The 20,593-nt window shown below is 56.8% G+C and carries 17 protein-coding genes and 1 other annotated feature; of the genes, 5 read left to right on the top strand and 12 right to left on the bottom strand.

Translation table 11 applies throughout. From position 1 onward, the window contains the following. Positions 1-78: 78 nt before the first annotated feature. From ybiX to OHJ17_RS14785, 3 genes are all read right to left on the bottom strand, one after another. Complete coding sequence (gene ybiX / locus OHJ17_RS14795; protein ID WP_004140326.1) at positions 79-756, bottom strand: PKHD-type hydroxylase YbiX; 678 nt, start codon at positions 754-756, stop codon at positions 79-81. A 48-nt stretch (positions 757-804) separates the two neighbouring features. Then, on the bottom strand, positions 805-3,090 hold the full coding sequence (locus OHJ17_RS14790; protein WP_114504173.1) for a catecholate siderophore receptor Fiu: 2,286 nt from the start codon (positions 3,088-3,090) through the stop codon (positions 805-807). Between the two features lie 309 nt (positions 3,091-3,399). Then, positions 3,400-4,107, bottom strand: a complete 708-nt coding sequence (locus OHJ17_RS14785) for an SDR family NAD(P)-dependent oxidoreductase (protein WP_023287494.1) — start codon at positions 4,105-4,107, stop codon at positions 3,400-3,402. A 118-nt stretch (positions 4,108-4,225) separates the two neighbouring features. On the opposite strand from OHJ17_RS14785, the gene OHJ17_RS14780 reads away from it, so the two are divergent. Further along, positions 4,226-4,498 (top strand): hypothetical protein, encoded by a 273-nt coding sequence (locus OHJ17_RS14780; protein WP_023279116.1) that lies wholly within the window; start codon positions 4,226-4,228, stop codon positions 4,496-4,498. Between the two features lie 35 nt (positions 4,499-4,533). On the opposite strand, the gene OHJ17_RS14775 is transcribed toward OHJ17_RS14780, so the two are convergent. Continuing rightward, on the bottom strand, positions 4,534-5,481 hold the full coding sequence (locus tag OHJ17_RS14775; protein ID WP_023287495.1) for a quinone oxidoreductase family protein: 948 nt from the start codon (positions 5,479-5,481) through the stop codon (positions 4,534-4,536). 74 nt (positions 5,482-5,555) lie between these two features. On the opposite strand from OHJ17_RS14775, the gene OHJ17_RS14770 reads away from it, so the two are divergent. Continuing rightward, complete coding sequence (locus tag OHJ17_RS14770; protein WP_023279917.1) at positions 5,556-6,038, top strand: MarR family winged helix-turn-helix transcriptional regulator; 483 nt, start codon at positions 5,556-5,558, stop codon at positions 6,036-6,038. Between the two features lie 3 nt (positions 6,039-6,041). Here the strand turns inward: OHJ17_RS14770 and trpA are convergent, their stop codons facing one another. The 5 genes from trpA to OHJ17_RS14745 are packed head-to-tail and all read right to left on the bottom strand — an operon-like array spanning position 6,042 to position 12,573. After that, positions 6,042-6,851, bottom strand: coding sequence for a tryptophan synthase subunit alpha (gene trpA, locus OHJ17_RS14765; RefSeq protein WP_002901728.1), 810 nt, complete (start codon positions 6,849-6,851; stop codon positions 6,042-6,044). Further along, a complete protein-coding gene (trpB, locus tag OHJ17_RS14760) occupies positions 6,851-8,044 on the bottom strand; it encodes a tryptophan synthase subunit beta (RefSeq protein ID WP_004224270.1) in 1,194 nt (397 codons plus the stop codon). The genes trpA and trpB overlap by 1 nt, the downstream gene beginning before the upstream one ends. A 9-nt stretch (positions 8,045-8,053) precedes the next feature. Continuing rightward, positions 8,054-9,412: a bifunctional indole-3-glycerol-phosphate synthase TrpC/phosphoribosylanthranilate isomerase TrpF gene (gene trpCF / locus OHJ17_RS14755; protein WP_023287496.1), complete on the bottom strand. Its 1,359-nt coding sequence runs from the start codon at positions 9,410-9,412 to the stop codon at positions 8,054-8,056. Positions 9,413-9,415: 3 nt separating this feature from the next. Next, positions 9,416-11,011, bottom strand: coding sequence for a bifunctional anthranilate synthase glutamate amidotransferase component TrpG/anthranilate phosphoribosyltransferase TrpD (gene trpD / locus OHJ17_RS14750; RefSeq protein ID WP_114505231.1), 1,596 nt, complete (start codon positions 11,009-11,011; stop codon positions 9,416-9,418). Next, on the bottom strand, positions 11,011-12,573 hold the full coding sequence (locus OHJ17_RS14745) for an anthranilate synthase component 1 (RefSeq protein WP_004190758.1): 1,563 nt from the start codon (positions 12,571-12,573) through the stop codon (positions 11,011-11,013). Before OHJ17_RS14745 ends, trpD begins: the two co-directional genes overlap by 1 nt. Before the next feature lie 33 nt (positions 12,574-12,606). Continuing rightward, positions 12,607-12,702, bottom strand: a sequence feature (Trp leader region). Positions 12,703-12,861: 159 nt separating this feature from the next. Between OHJ17_RS14745 and rnm the strand changes: the two genes are divergently transcribed. Together rnm and OHJ17_RS14735 are read left to right on the top strand one after the other, a co-directional pair. Beyond that, positions 12,862-13,725, top strand: a complete 864-nt coding sequence (gene rnm, locus OHJ17_RS14740) for an RNase RNM (RefSeq protein ID WP_002901735.1) — start codon at positions 12,862-12,864, stop codon at positions 13,723-13,725. 16 nt (positions 13,726-13,741) lie between these two features. Then, a complete protein-coding gene (locus tag OHJ17_RS14735; protein WP_002901738.1) occupies positions 13,742-14,362 on the top strand; it encodes an L-threonylcarbamoyladenylate synthase in 621 nt (206 codons plus the stop codon). Positions 14,363-14,383: 21 nt separating this feature from the next. Here the strand turns inward: OHJ17_RS14735 and OHJ17_RS14730 are convergent, their stop codons facing one another. Continuing rightward, on the bottom strand, positions 14,384-15,292 hold the full coding sequence (locus OHJ17_RS14730; RefSeq protein ID WP_023287497.1) for a DMT family transporter: 909 nt from the start codon (positions 15,290-15,292) through the stop codon (positions 14,384-14,386). A gap of 111 nt (positions 15,293-15,403) precedes the next feature. Here OHJ17_RS14730 and gcvA point away from each other — a divergent pair, with 111 nt between their 5' ends. Then, positions 15,404-16,300: a transcriptional regulator GcvA gene (gene gcvA / locus OHJ17_RS14725; protein WP_016947409.1), complete on the top strand. Its 897-nt coding sequence runs from the start codon at positions 15,404-15,406 to the stop codon at positions 16,298-16,300. Positions 16,301-16,758: 458 nt separating this feature from the next. Here the strand turns inward: gcvA and OHJ17_RS14720 are convergent. Together OHJ17_RS14720 and OHJ17_RS14715 are read right to left on the bottom strand one after the other, a co-directional pair. Beyond that, positions 16,759-17,857 (bottom strand): IS3 family transposase gene (locus OHJ17_RS14720; RefSeq protein ID WP_085956092.1). Its coding sequence is split into 2 segments (ribosomal slippage): positions 16,759-17,605 and positions 17,604-17,857, totalling 1,101 coding nucleotides; the frame shifts between segments, so codons are not numbered across the junction. Between the two features lie 306 nt (positions 17,858-18,163). After that, positions 18,164-20,545, bottom strand: coding sequence for a DUF4238 domain-containing protein (locus tag OHJ17_RS14715; RefSeq protein WP_045326765.1), 2,382 nt, complete (start codon positions 20,543-20,545; stop codon positions 18,164-18,166). Positions 20,546-20,593 lie beyond the last annotated feature (48 nt).

Here is a 20,593-nt window from a genome sequence, read left to right as displayed (position 1 = left end):
CTGTAAACTGGCCAACGGATGGCCAGTTCATTGTCTCGTCACACCTGTCTGCCGCAAGCCTCTGTCATCAACAGCGGATCACACTTCCGTCCACTGGCGCAGCAGGTTGTGATACATGTTGAGCAGGGAGAGGACCTCTTCTCCGTCGCCAAAGCGGGCCTTCAGAGACTGGATGGTGCGGTCCAGGTCGTAAAGCATCGCACGCTGCTTATCGTCGCGGACCATCGACTGGATCCACAGGAAAGAGGCCTGGCGTACGCCGCGGGTGACCGGGGTGACGCAGTGCAGGCTGCTGGCGGGATAGAGCACCAGATGCCCGGCCGGGAGCTTCACCCGATGTTGGCCATAGGTGTCTTCAATCACCAGTTCGCCACCCTCATAGCTCTCCGGATCGCAAAGGAACAGCGTCGCTGACAGATCAGTGCGCATCCAGCCCGCCTCGCCGTTCTGGCGAACGGCGCCATCGACGTGAAAACCATAGGTCTCCCCTGGCCCATAGCGGTTAAACAACGGCGCGGAAATCGTCCGCGGCAGCGCGGCGGAAAAAAACTGCGGATGGCCGCGCAGCATATCGAGCACAGCGGCCTGCAGGCGGGCATACAGCGGCGTTCGGGTATCGATCTGCTGGTTCTGTTTGACGGCCGCCCCCTGGCTACCCACCGTAACCCGCCCGTCGACCCACTCGGCCTGCGCCAGCTGCCGGGTAAATTCCGCCACCTGGTCTGTCGATAGCACGTCAGGAATGTGATACATCATCGCGGTGTTCTCTCTAAAAAGTGGGGCGCAACGGCCCCACGCGCAGACTCAGAAATGGACGTTCGCCGTCAGCATAAAGGTCCGGGGTTCGCCCGGATGATAGCGATAGCCGCTCTTGTTGATGGAGGCCACGTAATCGGTATCAAACAGGTTATACATATTGAGCTGCAGATCGAGGTTGCTGTTGACCCGATAGCCCAGTTTGGCGTCGGCAACCCAGTAGCCCTCGGTGTGATCCGGGGTACCAACTGCACCATCGCTGCCCCGGCGCAGGCTTCCGACATAGCGCACACCGCCGCCGACGGACAGATCGCTGGTGGCCTGATACTGCGTCCACAGCGTAAAGGCATGTTTCGGGGTGTAGGCCAGGGCGGAAGATCCATCCTGTGCAACGTTCTGTCCCTCCGTCACTGTCGCATGCTGCTGAGTGTAGCCGGCGATAATCGTCCAGTCCGGGGTCAGGTTTCCGGTCGCGGAGAGTTCATACCCCTCCACGCGCTTTTTGCCGTACTGCGACCAGGTTCCGTCATCGTTGGCGGCCACTTCGTTTTCAATATCGGTGCGGAATAATGCCGCGCTGAGCAGCAGACGATTGTCGAAGATTTGCCACTTGGTGCCCAGCTCGCTGGATTTTGCCTTCTGCGGCTTAAAGTCGGTTCGGTTAGCGCTGTTGCCGCTGCCGCTGGCGGCCAGGGCGAAGCTGCTGCCTCCCGGCGGCTGCTGTGAGATGGCGTAGTTGACGTAGACATTGCCCTGCTCGGTTAAGCGGTACAGCGCCCCGGCTTTCCAGTTAACCAGATTGCCGGATTTAGCGGTATCGACAGTGGTGACCGGGCTGCCTGTCGACTGTCCGGGTGGGCAGGCGATAGCCCCGCGTCCGCTGCCGCCGCAGGCGGTGGCGCTGTCATATTTGGTATGGTAATTGTCGAGACGCAGCCCGCCGTTGATCTCAATCCGCTCGGTCAGCGTCAGCGTATCGAAGGCATAAATCCCGAAGGTATCGGTCTGGCCGTTGGCGTTCGCCCCGTTTCTGTCCAGCCCGCCAATCGACAGGTTGCTCACCGGATGGTAGAGATTCACCGCCGGCGCGGTCCTGGCGTTAACGCCATAGTTGGTCTGGTTTTCCCGGGTAAACTCCACGCCGGCGCTGACGTCATGGCCTATCGAGCCAGTATTGAAAGTCGAGGTGATATTGGTCTGGTTGGTCAGAATGCGGTTGCTGACATCTTTGGTATTAACCAGACGCGACCAGCTCCAGGTGTTGACGTCATTGATATCGGGGGCGGTGATATTGTTCGCGCCGCCCATCACCGCGGTCAAAAGATACTCCTGTTTCACTCGCGACCAGCGGGTGGTATTGCGCACGGTGGTGTTCTCCGTCAGATCGTGTTCGAAGCGCAGGGTACCGCTGTCGGTAGTAGATTTATCGTAATCGGAGTCGGTGCCATAGAAATTGCTGGTATCGACCTTCCCGGCGGAGTTGAGTGCGGCATACTTCGGCGAAGGCGCCGAATAGCCCGGCAGGCCGACGGTAGGGATCCCGCCATCCGGGGTGTTGTTCTGCCGGACGTGCAGATAGTTCAGATACAGACGAGTTGGGGTATCAAGGCCGAAGGCCAGCGACGGTGCGATGCCATAGCGTTCGTTTTCAATGCGGTCCCGACCAGCGTCATGGGTTTTTTCCCCCATCAGGTTCAGACGGAACGCAGCGTTGTCGCTAAACGCCTGGTTCAGGTCGAGAGTGCCCCGGCGCGACCAGGCGCTGCCGATGCTGGCCGAGCCGTCGATCCCGGAGTCAAGGCGCGGCTGCTTGCTGATCATATTGATCGAGCCGGAGGGCGCGCTGCGGCCATAGTCCGTGCCGGCGGGCCCTTTGATGACTTCCACCTGCTGGGTATTGAAGGTATCGCGCGTCACGCTGCCGATGTCGCGAATGCCGTCCACATAGATGCTGTTAGAGGTATCCACGCCGCGCATAAAGATGGCATCCCCGGTGGTTGAGCTGCCATTCTCCCCGGCATAAAACGCCCCCACGCCGGGAACGTTTTTGAGGGCGTCAGTCAGGTTGGTGACGCCCTGATCTTTAATCACCTGTTCCGGGATCACGGTGATGGTGCGGGCGGTATCGACCAGCGGTTTATTGAACTTGGGATCGGCGGAAGCGCCGGGGGAGTAGAGTGAAGGCGGAGCGGCTTCCACTACCAGCGTCTCTTCACTATTTTTGACCGAATTTTCCGCTGCGATGCCTGCTGCCGGCGAGGCTCCCAGACACAGACCTGTAAACAATGCCAATGAGTTGAAACTGCCGAAAGGCAGAGAAGCGTTTTTTTCCATGATAAATGCAGGCTTATTTTTTGTTATGAGCACATATCACACCGCGCAAAAGCGACGTTATTCGTCGTCTGGCTTGCGCTGACCCGGTGTGAATCTATAAATGATAAAAAGAATAGTTATCATTTGCCTTAATATTTACATAGAAAAGTTGACCTTAAAACAACTTTCTTCACTTCGATTTACATAATTCACATTTTTTGAACGATAAAGCGGAAATATAGGGAATGTGCTGCAGAATAAGGTCGGTAGCAAGCCGCGCCGGGCGGGGTTAACTTCCGGGCGGCCATATGATGGTTGTTCCGGCACGGATTACCAGGGCACGGTACGGCCCTGGTAATCGAGATACTCCAGTCCCGGACGTTGCCGTTTGTCGAGCAGGACGTTCACCAGGCGTGGGATCGTCTCTTCGATGGTCAGCGGGGCATCTGCCCCGCCGAGCTCGGTGCGGATCCATCCCGGGGCCATCACCACCAGCGGATGGGAGGCCGAGGAGGGGCGAGCGGCAAAGCTGCGCATAAACATATTCAGCGCAGCTTTACTCCCGCGGTAGAGTTCCCGCTGGCCGGTAAGGTTATTGGTCAGGCTCCCCTGGCCAGAGGACATGACGCCGAGCAGCCCCTGCGGTTTAACGGCCTGCTGCAGGCGCTCGATAACCCGCATCGGCGCCAGGGCATTGGTGAGCATCACCTGGTAAAACTCCTCGGTGGAGACGTCGCCAATGGTCTGCGACGGGTCACGATTGGTGGTGCCAGCATTGACGAACAGTATGTCGAGGCTCGCGGCGGGAAGCGTCGCCTGCAGCGCGGTAAGCTGGGCTTCATCGCGGATGTCGAGCGTCGCCAGGCGTAGCCGCAGGGGATGCGTCTTGGCCAGGTCGTGGAGCGGCGTGTGGGATGATAAATCGCGCACGGTGCCGATGACCTCCCAGCCGTGCTGCAGGAACGTCGCCGCCATAGCATGGCCAAGGCCGCGCGAGGCGCCGACGATGAGGATAGTGTTGTGCTGATCGGATTTCATGATGTCTCTCGCTGCAGAAGGGAGGTCTTCACTATAATCAGGCCCGAGATCGGGCGGAAGACGCCGCCAGTGCACTCATATCTTGCAGCAAACGCCCTGTCTGGCGACTGGAGCGATAATGAACGATCCCGATTTTAATTTGCTGGCGGCTCTCGATCCGCTGCCGGTCAGTACCGAGGTGATTACGGTTTCGCAGGCGTGGCATCCGCGTCTGGAGCAGGCCCCGGCCACCGCTGGCTGCGGCAGCGGGTGCGTGAGGTGTGTCGCGAATAAAAAAAGCCCGCACAAGTGCGGGCAAAAATACTGGAAGCAATGTGAGCAATGTCGTACTGAATACCTGAGTGATTTACTCAACTATTCAGTGATGAGAAAGATAATATTTCTCATTTAAGATATCAACCCCATCTTTTGTGCGGAAGCGATTTTTTATCCGAGGGTGAAAACCGTGCGCTTCTGGCTGTCGTCCTGCGGCCAGGCCGCCGCGATCTCCTGCAGTGGCCGCGGGGTGGTGGCGATGGTCAATTTCCCCGGCACCGCCGCCTGCAGCATTTCACCGGTCGCCGCCAGCAGTTGCGATACCGACAGGCTACCGATCCCGCTGCCCATCAGCAGGAGTGGGGCGGAACGCAGCACTGCGCCATTTAACGCGATATCGGCGCCAGCCAGGGAACCCACCTGCACATAGCGCACCGGACTGCCGGCAGGGGTATATTTCGCCAGTGCCGGCAATAATAATTCCGCGCTGTGTCCCCACAGGTAATCGATGACCACATCGATCTGCGCGGCGCTGACCGCTGAAAATTGCCCGCTCAAGGTTTTATCATCAGCGGTTAACTGAATACACTCATCGGCGTCCAGCGCCGCCAGCGTCTGCGCATTCCGTCCGGTTGCAATGATTTTTTTCGCTCCCAGATAGCGGGCAATCTGTACCGCCAACTGACCGGCGCTGCCGGTGGCGCCATTAATCAGCACCGTTTCGCCGGCCTGAAGCTGGGCGCGTGTCACCAGCGATGCCCACGCGGACATACCGGGGTTGGCCATCGCCGCCGCCTGGATATCATCGAGCGCATCCGGCAGCGGCAGACAATTCTGCAGGGCGACCGGCGCCCGCTGCGCCATACTGCCGAAGGGGGCGGTGGGGAAGGCGAAGTAGACGCGCTGGCCCTGAGGTGTGGTGCCGACTCCATCGATACCGGGCACAAAGGGCAGATTGCCGTCGAAGCTGTAATGGCGTCCGGATGCCCGGGCCTTAACCACATGGCTTATCGCGGCGGCGCGGACGTCAATGAGCGTCTGGCCGGGCGCGGGCTGCGGGTCGATAAAATCGGCCCAAACCGGGCCTTCTGCGAGATCAAAAACCACGGCTGCTTTCATAAATTATCTCCTGTCGGGAATTATGTGTAAAATACACATATTGTTTTGCAGCACTATACGCGGAAAATTAATACATGCAAGATGCACATAATGACTACGACATTACCGACTTTCACGGCGCGCTGCTGGATATCATCAGCGTAATGAACCAGCCGCTGCGCGATGAGCAGATCCTGCAGGCAGCCGGCGTCCAGCTGGAACAGATGCTGTTTCCGCTGCTTGTGGCAGTAGGGCGCCATGGCCCGGTGGGGGTGGTTGAGCTGGCGGATCATTTAGGGCGCGATTACACCACCGTCAGCCGCCAGGTGAAAAAACTGGAAGCCCAGGGACTCGCCTGTAAGCAACCGAACCGTCATGATCGACGGATCAGCGAAGTGACGCTTAGCGCCAGCGGACAACAGATGATCGACAGTATTGCGGTAGCGCGGCGGCGGTTAATGAATCAGGTGCTGGCGCAGTGGCCGGAAGATGAAGTGCAGGCGCTGTTTCGCTTAACGCGCAAATACGCCGACAGTTTGCAGAAATCATCGCCGCCTGGCGCGATGCCAGGCGGCTGATGGTCAGGCGGTTTTGGTCGCTGCCTTCAGGCTCTGGACGAAGGCTTTCAGCTCGTCGAGCATGGTCTGCGGCTCATCGAGGTGGCGTTCGATGATTTTGACGATGGCGGAACCGGAGATAGCCCCGGCGGCTCCGGCGTCAATAGCGGCGCTCACCTGCTCCGGCGCGGAGATACCAAAGCCCTGCAGCGGCGGCGCGGCGTGATATTCCGCCAGCTTCTCCACCAGGTGGTGCAGCGGAAGCGCGGCGCGATTTTCCGCACCCGTCACTCCGGCGCGCGACAGCAGATAGGTGTAGCCGCGGCCATAAGAGGCAATCTGGCGCAGTAAATCGTCATCCGCATTGGGCGGGCAGATGAAAATCGGCGCGATGTTATGGCGCATCGCCGCCTGGCGGAACGGGGCGGACTCTTCCACCGGCACGTCGGCCACCAGCACCGAGTCGACGCCGACGCGGGCGCACTGGGCATAGAACGCATCGATGCCCGGGCTGAAGACGAGGTTGGCATACATCAGCAGGCCGATTGGGATGGTCGGATGCTTCTGGCGGATCGCCGCCAGCATCTCAAAGCACTGCGCCGGGGTCACTCCCGCGGCGAAGGCGCGCAGGGCCGCGCCCTGGATGGTCGGGCCGTCCGCCAGCGGGTCGGAGAAAGGGATCCCCAGTTCAAGGGCATCGGCGCCGCCTTCGATCAGCGCATCGATAATTTTCAGCGACTGCTCCGGTCCCGGATCGCCAAGGGTGACAAAGGGGACGAAGGCGCCTTCCTGGCGATTTTTCAGTTGGGCAAACAGCGTCTCATAGCGTTCCATCAGATTTCCCCTCGCGCTTTCAGGATGTCATGTACGGTGAAAATGTCTTTGTCGCCGCGGCCGGAGAGATTAACCACCAGCAGCTGCTCTTTTTCCGGGTTCTCGCGCATCATCTTCAGCGCGTGGGCCAGAGCGTGAGAGGACTCCAGCGCCGGGATAATCCCTTCGTGGCGGGAAAGCGCTTTAAACGCGTCCAGCGCTTCGTCGTCGGTGATCGACACATAGTCAGCGCGACCGGTGCTGTTCAGAAACGCGTGCTGCGGCCCAACGGACGGGAAGTCCAGCCCGGCGGAAATGGAGTAAGACTCTTCGATCTGGCCGTCGGCGGTCTGCATCATCGGCGACTTCATACCGAAGTAGATCCCAACGCGGCCATGCTTCAGCGGCGCGCCGTGCTCGCCGCTCTCGATACCGTGTCCGGCGGGCTCCACGCCGATCAGGCCGACGTTGGTTTCCTCGATAAAATCAGCGAACATGCCGATGGCGTTTGATCCGCCGCCGACGCAGGCGATCACCGCGTCCGGTAGGCGGCCCTCTTTTTCAAGGATCTGCGCTTTGGTCTCTTCGCCAATCATGCGCTGGAATTCACGCACAATCGTCGGGAACGGGTGCGGACCGGCGGCGGTGCCCAGCATATAGTGCGCCTTTTCGTAGCTGCCGGACCAGTCGCGCAGCGCCTCGTTACAGGCATCTTTCAGCGTGGCGGAGCCGCTGTGCACCGGGATCACCTCGGCGCCCATCAGGCGCATACGGAAGACGTTCGGCGACTGGCGCTCGACGTCCTTGGCCCCCATGTAGATACGGCATTTCAGGCCGAGCAGGGCGCTGGCCAGCGCTGAGGCGACGCCGTGCTGGCCGGCGCCGGTCTCGGCGATAATTTCGGTTTTGCCCATCCGTTTGGCCAGCAGAGCCTGGCCCAGCACCTGGTTGGTTTTGTGCGCGCCGCCGTGCAGCAGATCTTCGCGTTTCAGGTACAGGGTGGTGCGGGTGCCTTCGGTCAGATTCCGGCATTTGGTCAGGGCCGTCGGACGACCGGCGTAGTTTTTCAGCAGGTTGGTGAATTCCGCCTGAAAGGCCGGGTCCTTCTGCGCGCTGACAAAGGCTTCTTCCAGCTGGCGCAGGGCGGGCATCAGGATCTGCGGCACATACATGCCGCCGAATTCGCCGAAGTAGGGGTTCAGTAAAGTGCTCATTATTGCTCCTTAATATGCGCGCAGCGTCTGGAATACCGAGGCCAGCTTGCTGGCGTCTTTAATCCCGGGTTGCGACTCTACGCCTGAATTGAAATCGAGTCCGGCACAGCCGCTTTTGGCCGCTTCCACACAGTTATCGGCGCCGAGGCCGCCCGCCAGCATGACGTTGCGCAGATCCTGGCCCTGCAGCAGGCTCCAGTCAAAGCGCTGGCCGCTGCCGCCCTGGCCGTTGTCGAGCAGGTACTTGTCGACATGGCGGAGCGTACGGGCCGGGAAGGTTTCGCCGACGCTCAGCGCTTTCCAGATGCGGACGTTGTCCGCGAGGGCGTCGCGCAGCGCGTCGATATAGGCCTGGTCTTCATCACCGTGCAGCTGCACGGCGGCCAGCCCCAGAGCCTGCGCGCGGGCGACCACCTCCTCCAGCGGCGCATTGCGGAAGACGCCGACGTACTGCAGCGGCGCAGCGGCGATCACCGCTTTGGCCTGGGCGTCATTCACCGCTCGCGGCGAGGTCGGGACGAAGATCAGCCCACCGTAAATGGCGCCGGACTCCCAGGCCACCTGGGCATCCTGCGGGCGCGTCAGGCCGCACACTTTGTTCTCGCCGAGCAGCACGCGTTTAACCGCCGCTTCCAGATCCGCCTGCTCCATCAGGGCGGAGCCGATCAGGAAGCCGTTGGCGAAGTGGCTCAGCTCGCGCACTTCGGCATAGGTATGGATGCCGGATTCGCTGATCACCGTGACATCCGGGCCGAGACGCGCCGCCAGCTGACGGGTGCGGTTAAGGTCAATCGACATATCGCGCAGGTCGCGGTTGTTAATGCCCACCACCTTCGCCTTCAGGACGATGGCGCGCTCCAGTTCCTCTTCATTGCTGACTTCGGTCAGCACGCCCATATTCAGGCTGTGAGCCACCGCCGAGAGCTGACGATACTGTTCATCGTCGAGCACCGAGAGCATCAGCAGACAGGCGTCGGCCTGATAGTAGCGCGCCAGGTAGATCTGGTAAGGGTCGATGGTGAAGTCCTTACACAGGATCGGCTGCGGCGCGACCTGGCTGACGATCGGCAGGAAATCGAAGCTGCCCTGGAAATATTTCTCATCACACAGCACCGAGATCGCCGAGGCGTAGTGCTTGTAGATGCTGGCGATCGCTGCCGGATCGAAATCCTCGCGAATCAACCCCTTCGACGGCGAGGCCTTCTTGCACTCGAGAATAAACGCGGTGCGGGTGCCGGCCAGCGCGTCATAGAAATTGCGCTGCGTCGGGACGATCTCATTCTGAAAACTGGCTAACGGTTGTTGTTGTTTGCGGGCTTCCACCCAAATCGCTTTGTCGGCAACGATTTTTGCTAAAACGGTTTGCATTATTTACCCTCTTGCCGCTAAGGCGGTCACTCTGTCATAGGCCGCGCCGCTGTGCAGCACATCCAGTACCTGCTGAGCGTTAGCTTTCAGATCTTCATGCCCGTGTAAACGCATCAACATGGCGACGTTGGCGGCGACGGCGGCTTCGTGAGCGGCTTCACCTTTACCTTGTAGCAAGCGCGTCAGAATGTCACGGTTTTCATCCGGGGTGCCGCCCGCCAGCTGCGCCTGATGGTAAGGCGTCAGGCCGAAGTCGTCGGCGGTCAGCTGATAGCTTTTAATTTCCCCGTTATGCAGTTCGGCCACCACCGTAGGCGCATGCAGTGAAACTTCATCCATCCCACCGCTGTGCACCACCGCCGCGCGCTGATAACCCAGCACGCGCAGGGTCTCGGCGATCGGCAGCACCAGTTCCGGGCTGTAGACGCCAATCAGCGCCAGCGGCGGATGCGCCGGGTTGATCAGCGGGCCCAGCACGTTGAACAGGGTGCGAGTCTTCAGCTGCTGACGGACCGGCATCGCGTGGCGGAAACCGGTGTGGTACTTCGGCGCGAACAGGAAGCAGACGCCCAGCTCATCAAGCGCGGCGCGGGATTTATCGGCGTTCATATCGAGATTAATGCCGAAGGCCGCCAGCAGGTCAGAAGAGCCTGATTTACTGGAGACGCTGCGGTTGCCGTGTTTCGCCACTTTTAACCCGCAGGCCGCAGCGACAAAGGCGCTGGCGGTGGAGATATTGATGCTGTTGCTGCCGTCGCCACCGGTGCCGACGATGTCGGCAAACAGGTAGTCCGGGCGCGGGAACGGCGCGGCGTTTTCCAGCAGCGCGGTAGCGGCGCCGGCAATTTCCTGCGGCTGCTCGCCGCGCACTTTCATGCTGACCAGCGCGGCGGCCAGTTGCTCAGGCTTCACTTCGCCGCGCACGACGCCGGAGAACAGCTGGTGGCTCTCCTGCTGGCTCAGGGTTTCCGCCTGGTACAGTTTCTCAAGGATCGGCTGGAGGGTGTTGGTATGCTCCAGCTTCTGCAGCGCCCAGGCCAGGGTCTGCTCCAGCAGCCGCGCGCCCTGAGTGGTAAGGATCGATTCCGGATGGAACTGGAAGCCGCACACCCGGTCCGCATCGTGACGCACCGCCATCACCATACCGTTGAAATTGGCGTTAATCGTCAGCCCGGCGGGAATATTGCTGCCGACCAGCGAGTGGTAGCGCGCCACCGGCAGCGGGTTAGCCAGACCGGCAAACATCGCCTGGCCGTCGTGCTCAATGCTGGAGGCTTTGCCATGGAGGATCTCGCCCGCCTGGCCGACATAGCCGCCGTAGGCTTCGACAATGGCCTGGTGGCCGAGGCAGATGCCGATGATCGGCAGCTTGCCGCGCATACGGGTCAGCAGCTCCGGCATGCAGCCGGCTTCGCTTGGCGTACCCGGGCCCGGGGAGAGCATCAGCACCGGGTTGTCCATGGTGCCCAGACGCTCAATCAGCGCCTGCGCCGGAACGGAGTTGCGATAAATCACTACGTTATGGCCGTTGGCGCGCAGCTGGTCTGCCAGGTTATAGGTAAAAGAATCGATATTATCGAGCAGCAGAATGTCAGCCATCAGAAAATCTCCTTCGCGTGATGGGCCTGGGCAATGGCGCGCAGCACCGCGCGGGCTTTATTTCGGGTCTCATCCGCTTCCGACTGGGGAACCGAGTCGAGCACAATGCCGGCTCCGGCCTGGACGGTAGCGATACCTTCCTGCACGTAGGCGGAACGGATGACGATGCAGGTGTCGAGGTCGCCGTGGGCGGTGAAATAGCCCACCGCGCCGCCGTAGCTGCCGCGGCGTTTACCTTCGGCGGCGGCAATCAGCTGCATGGCGCGGACCTTCGGCGCGCCGCTGAGGGTGCCCATATTCATGCAGGCGCGATAGGCGTGGAGGACGTCGAGATCCTGACGCAATTCGCCTACTACACGGGAGACCAGATGCATCACGAAGGAGTAGCGGTCAACCTTGGTTAAATCAGCGACATAGCGGCTGCCCGGGGTGCAGATGCGCGCCAGGTCATTACGCGCCAGGTCCACCAGCATCAGGTGTTCGGAAAGCTCTTTATGATCGGTGCGCATTTCCAGCTCGATGCGGCTGTCGAGGTCGCGATCCAGCGAGCCGTCGGCGCGGCGGCCGCGTGGCCGGGTGCCGGCGATGGGGTAGATTTCAATCTGACGGCTGACGGCATCATACTTCAGCGAGCTTTCCGGCGAGGCGCCGAACAGGGTGAAATCATTGTCCTGCATAAAGAACATGTACGGGCTGGGGTTGCTCTTCTTCAGCACATCATAAGCGGCCAGCGGCGATGGGCAGGGCAGCGAGAAGCGGCGGGAAGGAACCACCTGGAAGATTTCCCCGGCGCGGATCGCGCGCTGCATTTTGCGCACCACCGCGCCGTACTCTTCATCGCTCTGGTCAACGTCGCAGCGCATTTCGGCCACGGTGGTAACCGGTAGCGGCGCCGGCGGCTCGTTCAGCTGCTGACGCAGCTGGCTCAGGCGCTGCTCCAGGCGCTGTTTTTCACTCTCCAGCGGGGTGAACAGGCTGGCCTGAATGCGGGTATGCTTGGTCTGATGGTCGATGACCAGCAGGGTTTCCGCCAGATAGAAGCAGTAGTCCGGGCAGGTGGTGTCGCTTTGCAACTGGGGAAGATCTTCAAAACCGGCCACCAGGTCATAGGCGAACAGGCCGCCGAAGAACATCGCTTCGCGCTCGTTGTCCGGAACGCTCACCAGCTCCTGCAGGAGACGGAAGGCGTCAAACACCGACAGTGAGCAGAGACGGGCGTCTTCATCGAGCAGGGCGCTGACGGCCGGGAAGGTCAGGATGCGGCCGTTGGGCTGGCGCTGATTGTTGATCCCGGAGGGCAGCGCGCCGTCCAGTAGTTCCAGCAGCGCCGCGCCGTTGGCGGAGAGGGCCTGAATAGTGACAGTGTCACCAAGGGCCGTAATGCGCAGCGCGCTATCGACCAGCAGTAGGCTTTTTAAGTCATCTTTGCTGTCGATGTCAGCGGATTCCAGCAGCAGCGTCGCCGGACGGGCGCCGCACAGTTGGTGGAATAACGCCGTCGGGTTCTCCCGGTAGATGGCGTCGCTGGTGAGAAGCTCGAGTGCCGGTTTGGATGTTTGCATTATTGTTCTCGCCTGTTCGTATTATTTTTGTCCAATAAAAAGCCCGCTCATTGGCGGGCCGGGTATCTGTATGCTGAATGCAAAACGCGATCACGCCGCCCGTCGTCAGGAGGTGCGCCACCAGCTGTGCAGAGTGATAAAGTGCATTTTCATCGTGATACCCCTTCATGTGAACTTGCGTACTAGTTAACTAGTTCAATGGAATAAAGTCAACCCTTGTTTGCAGATTTTCTCTGCCTGTCGGTATGATAATGCGCTTATTTACGTTGATGTCCAGCAGGAGTCCTTTTGAGCGACAGCCAATACGCAGTGATTTACGATCTGCACAGCCATACCACCGCCTCTGACGGGCGGCTGACTCCGCAGGAACTGGTCCATCGCGCCCATGAGATGCGCGTCGGCACCCTGGCGATCACCGACCATGACAGCGTGGCGGCGATCCCGGCGGCCCGGGAGGAGATCGCCCGCGCCGGATTACCCTTGACCCTGGTGAACGGCGTCGAGATTTCCACCCTCTGGGAGAATCACGAGATTCATATTGTGGGTCTGAATATTGATATTGCGCACCCAACGATGACCGCCCTGCTGGAGGAGCAGAAAGCGCGGCGCCAGCAGCGCGGTCAGATGATTGCCGAGCGCCTGGAGAAGGCGCGGATCCCCGGCGCCTGGGAAGGGGCGCTGCGACTGGCGGACGGTGGCGCCGTCACCCGCGGCCATTTTGCCCGTTTTCTGGTGGAGGCCGGCCATGCGAAAAACATGGCGGAAGTCTTCAAAAAATACCTTGCCCGCGGGAAAACCGGTTACGTGCCGCCGCAGTGGTGTACAATAAAACAAGCGATTGATGTGATTCATCATTCTGGCGGCAAGGCGGTGATTGCCCATCCCGGGCGCTACGATCTCTCCGCCAAGTGGTTGAAGCGGCTGTTGGCCCACTTTAGCGAGCAGGGCGGTGATGCCATGGAAGTGGCCCAGTGTCAGCAGGCGCCCCATGAACGCGCCCAGCTGGCCACCCTGGCCGTGCAGTTTGGTCTTCTGGCGTCGCAGGGATCCGATTTTCATCAGCCCTGCGCGTGGATCGAACTTGGCCGTAAGCTCTGGCTTCCTGCCGGCGTGGAAGGCGTCTGGCACAGTTGGGAAGCGGCCGCCGAATAAAAATTGAGAGGGAAGTATGAGCCAGTTTTTTTATATCCATCCGGATAACCCGCAGGCGCGGTTGATTAACCAGGCGGTGGAGATTGTGCGTAAGGGCGGGGTGATCGTTTATCCTACCGACTCCGGCTACGCGCTGGGCTGCAAAATTGAAGACAAGGGGGCGATGGAGCGGATCTGCCGCATTCGTCAGCTGCCGGACGGCCACAACTTTACCCTGATGTGCCGCGATCTGTCCGAGCTGTCAACCTACGCTTTTGTGGATAATGTGGCGTTTCGCCTGATGAAAAACAACACGCCGGGCAACTATACCTTTATCCTTAAGGGGACCAAAGAGGTGCCGCGTCGGCTGCTGCAGGAGAAGCGTAAAACCATCGGCATGCGCGTCCCGTCTAACCCCATCGCTCAGGCGTTGCTCGAGACCTTAGGCGAGCCGATGCTCTCCACGTCGCTGATGCTGCCCGGCAGCGACTTTACCGAATCCGACCCGGAAGAGATCAAAGATCGTCTGGAGAAAGTGGTGGACCTCATCATTCACGGCGGTTTCCTTGGGCAGCAGCCGACCACGGTTATCGATCTCACTGAAGACACCCCGGTGGTGCTGCGCGAAGGCGTCGGCGACGTGAGGCCGTTTCTCTAAGGCTATCTGCCGGGCGGTGCATCATGCGCCGTCCGGTACCCCGCGTTTTCGCCCCGACGGCACGATAATCATCCATAGCGCTACACAAACCAGCAGCGCGCCGAGAATCAATCCTTCCTCCACTGTCTCTCCGAGGCAGAGATAGCCCCACAGCGCCGCAAAAGGTGGGATCAAAAAGGTCACCGACAGCGAACGCAGCGGCCCTATATCTGCAATCAAGCGGAAGTAGATAATATACCCTGCCGCCGTGCAGACCACGCCCAGCATGACTATCGCTATCCACGGCAGACTCTGCCGCCAGTCTACGGCAGGCCCATGCCAGCAGGACCAGAGAAAGAAAGGAAACAGAAACAGCGTGGCGCCGACCTGGCTACCCAGCGCGACGCGTTCAGCCTCGAGGCCGCCTCGCTGCTGGATCCAGCGGCGGGTCAGAAAGCCGGCCAGACCGTAACAGGCGGTCGCGGTCAGGCAGGCGCCAATCCCCGGCAGCAGCAGGGCGGCGCTAAGGCCAGATGTCGGGCGCGCGATCACCGCCACGCCAATGGCGCCCAGTATCGCGCCGCCGCCTTTGCGCAGGGTTAACGGTTCTGCAAAGCATAACGCGCCGATCAGCACCCCCATCATCGGCGCCGTGGCGTTAAGCGTGGCGGAGTACCCTGCCGGCAGCCATTGCGCGGCAAGGCAGTACATGAGAAAAGGAAGGCCTGAATTAATGACCCCCAGCTGCAGAGTGGATGTGAATTTTCCCTGATACCCGCTCCATTTACCCTGCACGCCGAGTAACAGCCCGAGCGCGATAGCGGCGAACAGTACGCGAAGAAAAGCGCTGTTCAACGCCCCGAAGGCCGGGGTGGTGATGCGCATAAACAAAAAGCTGGCGCCCCAGAGGGCGGCGAGCAGCAGCAGGCGGCCATAGTCGATAATACGCATGATTGACTCCTTGTAGTCACGAAGGAAGTCAACTGTAGAACCCACGTGCAGCGTGCGACAAACGCGTTATGCTTACATGATTAAGTTTTTCTTAACTGAGGTTCCATACCCATGAAACTCCCGCCGCTGAATGCGTTGCGCTGCTTTGAGGCGGCGGCGCGGCTGCTCAGCCTGAAGCTGGCCGCCAGTGAGCTTTGCGTCACGCCCAGCGCCGTCAGCCAGCAGATTGCCCGCCTTGAGGAGACGCTGAATGTCCCGCTATTTATCCGTACTCCGCGACGGTTACAGTTAACGGCGGTGGGAGAGATCTACCTGCGGGCCGTTCAGCCGGCGTTTCATCAGATAGCCGCCGCCACCCAGCGCCTGCAGGTGCCCCCGGGACCAGAAAAGGTAGCTATCAGCTGTACCAGCGGCTTCGCCATTCAGTGGCTGCTGCCGCGGCTGGCTGATTTTGAACGACGCTATCCGCAGATAGAGATCCAGATCGGCACCACCAACCGGCGAGTGGATGTGCTGAGTGAAGGGATCGATTTTGCCGTGCGTCATGGTGTCGGCGGCTGGCCGGAACTGCAGGCTTACCGCCTGCTGGATGACGATCTGATGCCGGTCTGTAGCCCGCAACTGATTGCTCCGCGCCGGACGCTCACCGATGCGAGCGATCTACTGCAGTATCCGCTGCTGCACGATGAACATCGTGAAGACTGGGCGCTGTGGTGTGAGGCCGTGGGGCTGGCGCCGCACTTCGCGCGGCGTGGGCCGGTGTTCACTGATTCCAACGGCGTGACGGAGGCGGCGTTCGCCGGTATGGGGATGGCGTTGCTGCGACGCTCATTCATAGCGCCTGCGCTGACGCAGGGGCGGCTGGTTAATCCTCTGGCGCAGCCCATCGCCTGTCCGCTGGCCTATCATCTGGTTTACCACGAGACCGCGCTGCTGGCGCCTGCCAACCGCTGTTTTCGCGACTGGCTGCTTGGCCAGCGCCCGGCCGTTGCTGAGGAGCGCGCGTAGTGAGGGGGCGCTGTCCGATAAAGATCCGTATGCGTGAATGGGCACAGGAGAATGAGGAAAATCTGTTCCATACTAAAGACGGGGCGCGGCGAACAGAAGCTTTCCCGACGAAGTTAGTGTAGTATGTTCGGCCACGAATACGGCCTCGCGGTGGATATCCTGAACGCGCCGACGAGACTTTACGTTAAAAGTATATACGTAACAATGAGTTGTGCTTTTGGCCTCATTGTTTCATAAAGCATACCAGACGCCTGGGAAGGCGCATAGGAAAAATTAATATCATTACAAATCAATGAATTGCCTTGTTAGCATAAAGGGCAATCATCGTTTTGTGTGACAGCTTTAATTTCACTTAGAATCCCATTTTTTATGCACTGACCCTGGCCCAAATTCAGTGCAGTGCTAAATCAGAGATCTTCGTCTTTCTGACCCTGGCCCAAAATCAGTGCAGTGCTATATCAGAGATCTTCGTCTTTCCGGAGACTTCGGATGAATTCAGCCGGAGTCATGTCATTTAATGATGAATGCGTTCTCTCATGATTATATTCCCTGCGCCAGTTGTCGAGTTTGTCCTGCGCATCTTCCAGCGAGAGAAACCAGTGAATGTTCAGGCATTCATCCCGCAGACTGCCGTTAAATGATTCAATAAACGGGTTATCCGTTGGTTTTCCGGGGCGGGAGAAGTCCATTGTAACACCGTGCTCATACGCCCATTTATCCAGACTTTTCGAGATAAACTCGCTGCCGTTATCTGTCTGAATACGTACCGGCAGGCGCTTGCCCAGCACCCGCAACCTTTCCATCACACCGACCACATCCTCACCTTTCAGCGACTTCCCGGCATGGATCGCCACACACTCCCGACTAAAATTATCCACTACAGTCAGCGCCCGGAAACGTCGTCCGTTAAACAGGTTATCCGACACGAAATCCATACACCAGCACTTATCGACTCCGGTCAGGACTGGACGTTGCTGACGATGTGCTGCACTGACATGCCTGCGGGGGCGCTTTCTGCGCAGGTTGAGGCCTTCCAGACAGTAAATCCGGTGTGTTTTCTTGTGGTTAACAGGCCAGCCTTCCCGCCGCAGCTGAATATGAATACGCGGGCAACCGTAGCGGATCCGGGTTTCCTCTATTTCCCGGATATGCAGGGTTACCGCCCGATCATCCCGCCGGCTCTGCCAGTGGTAAACGGTTCTGCTCTGCATCAGCAGTCCGCATCCCCGCCGGACACTGATACGGTAAGCCTCCCGCAGAAAATGCACCGCCTGACGCTTCTGAGCCGGCCTCAGAACTTTTTTTGATAACTTCCTGCAGCATCTCCTTGTCCAGACTTAAATCGGCCACCAGACGTTTCAGACGCTGATTCTCTTCCTCAAGCTGGCGCAGGCGGCGCAGCTCTGTCACGCCCATGCCGCCAAACTTTTTCTTCCAGTTGTAAAATGTGGCTTCAGAAATGCCCATCTTTCTGCAGACTTCCTCCACCCGAGTGCCGGTTTCGGCCTGTTTCAGCGCAAATGCTATCTGTTCTTCGGTATAGCGGGTCTTTTTCATGGCGATGTGCCTCTCTGTGAGATGGAAGAAAGACCGAAGACTTCAGTTTAGCCTGGCACTGTTTTCAGGGAGGAGATCAGAGGAGATCAAACCTCATAGAGAATGATACGGTGCGTTTAGCAGGGTTCTTTATCCATTATCTCAACTGACATTTAAATTACTGAGCGTTATTCTCAGCTTTTATTGATAAATAACCACAGGGCTACCGCTTTCATCGGCGTAGCCCTTTTTGTATTTTTCAGTTATAAGCCATGTTAATCATGAAGTTATGCAACTTTTTGCAGAGGGCTCAAACGGCTGTTATTGCTAAGTTGTAATATCAAGGCCCAAAATTGACCTGACATTGTCATCGTATTTTAAACAACTTGAACGTGCCAATAATCGCTGAACATTTCTATCATGAAAACCACCCTCCGGTGCGGAAATCATCATATTTTTAAGAACCAAGGACTCACTCTCTACATTTAGCTGTTTCATAAGGTCATTTATGTGAGCAGCGAGGTTCTGTAGATGTGATGGTGAACGATTATTTCTCAATATTGTTTGGTCAATGCATTTAAGCAGGTTTCTGGTCTTGGAGAATAGACCTTGGGATTTTAAAAATGTGCGGTCAAACTGAATGTCTAGAGGCACAGAATTGAAAGTATCAAGTGTTTTACTCCATGGGTAAGCAGATATACCTTGATTGCGGTGCTGTGCAGAATATAGCTGATTCCATCTCGAAATGCTATCAGTTACAATCACTGATCCAGTTGCCTGGGCTATAAATAAAGCCATTTCATAATTAGGTCCGTTACGTGACATCATTAATTGCCCACTACTACCTGTTGGTGGCTTTTGTAATAGCATTAGAGGTGATGAATCTGCTTTCGACTCTGACATAGAAATAATATCAGTTGCTAACTCTTCAGCCAAATCGAACTGGCTCATAAGGAAATCAACTCTTATAGACCTAGGCATTAGTACCGTTGAGTTTAGTAAATCCTCAGTGGCTAATATGAAATGTCGCTGCAGATCTTGCTCGTGTATATGCTCTTTTCTTTGGCTTCTATCCCTAGCCATGTCTAACATTGCTCGCATAAGTTCAATATCAAATTCGGCTGGTTCAGGAATGATATTTATCAAGCCAAGTCCAATAAATGGCTCCATGTGAAGGAAGAATAAAAAATCCTTGAGTGACTGATATTTATATTGTGATGGGTGATTTATGGGGCTAAAATCAGGATTGGTAACATTAGGGTTACATATAGGGGATTCAATCAAAAACTCATCAAATAATGAAGCCATTGGTATTGCATTTTCAACTATGGTACGGATATCTACAGGCCCTGAATACAAAGCTCGTAATTTTCCATCAGATTTTGGTAATAGATTATATATGTCTGTATCAATAGGCCATAGGATTGCATAGAATTCATAAATCTTTGTTATATGTTCCTCTGTGAGTTCTTTTCTGACATCTAGCCACGTTTTACCTTTATTTAAACCCAATACATCTTTAATACAATTGCAAAATGCGAGGTTTCTTTCTCTTATGCTTAATACATCCCATGATGTACGCAAATTTTCAGCAAGATTAAGGCAGCAATATTTGTATTTTCTACCACTGCCACACCCACAAATAGAGTTACGACCTATTCGCTCTTTACTTGTCTTTTTCTGGAGAAATTCGTGTGCACTAGATGTTCTACCAAACGCATCTTGATAATGTACTGAGCCATCCTCAAACTTAACATACATTTCTCCTCCAAAACCCAATACCCCATTCAATGATGGTAAAAGCACATGGCGTAATTCAGCCCAATCATTCTTAATGTCTTTTTCAGGATAAAGCCAATCTTCTCGACCTGCGGCAATGGATTTGTTAGATCTGCTTTTTATGATGTAGTTTATTTTTTTTACTTCATCATCAGTAAGTTTTCGGCTGTTAATGAAATTAATGGTGTTAACCATACTATGTCTTTGTCGAGTGGCATTAGTTCGTTGCTGAATTGGGTTTATATTTTTTGGATCTTGTGCATACTCAAGATTTGTCAGAATCAAACAGCGATTTTTGTCTAAAGGAAATATTGTCTGTGAGCCTTTAAGCGTAATGTCTGGATCATTAGGATAAACACAAAGTTCAGAATCGGGAGGGCAAGCATAGTTGTAAACAGTTACTGGATGGTCTGAAAGAATGAATTTGGTTTCAGATTCTGATGCTGAAACTAACTCCCGTACTCCCTCGGCCCATAATGTACAATGCATTGTTCTAAGTGATTGCATTTCCATCATGAGTTGACTTTGATTTAGCTCAGAGTATTTGCTTTTAATCCAATCCAAACCTTTAGGCGTTCGTAATTTCTGAGAGTCAATGTACGTAAACAAATCACGAAAACTATTATGCCACTTAGCTTGATCATCTCCGAGAAAAGCTCGAATAGCTGTTGAACCATTGTTATCTATAGGGCCGAATAATTGTCGTTCTATGTCATCATTTATTTCAGAGCCAAAAAAAGTTGAGTATAAATCAACCTCATAAAACCGCTGGGTTGGAGTCTGCCATTTTTTTGACTCGACCAACTTTGTCTCGCCTCCGGGAATGTTGATTTCACGTCGCGTTAAGTGACAGAGTTGTTGTTCCCGTTCCTCCATAAACCCTTTTTGATGCCATTGAGGTACATAATGATTATCTCTAGTTTTGGACATACTTAGCTCCCTTATCTACCTTAGTCTCTGAACAAGAGTAGTCTACAC

It is taken from the genome of Klebsiella sp. KP20-425-1, assembly GCF_025813515.1.
Taxonomy (GTDB): domain Bacteria; phylum Pseudomonadota; class Gammaproteobacteria; order Enterobacterales; family Enterobacteriaceae; genus Klebsiella; species Klebsiella pneumoniae.
The sequence above is the reverse complement of the archived record's forward strand: the minus strand, read 5'-3'. Positions and strand labels throughout refer to the sequence as shown.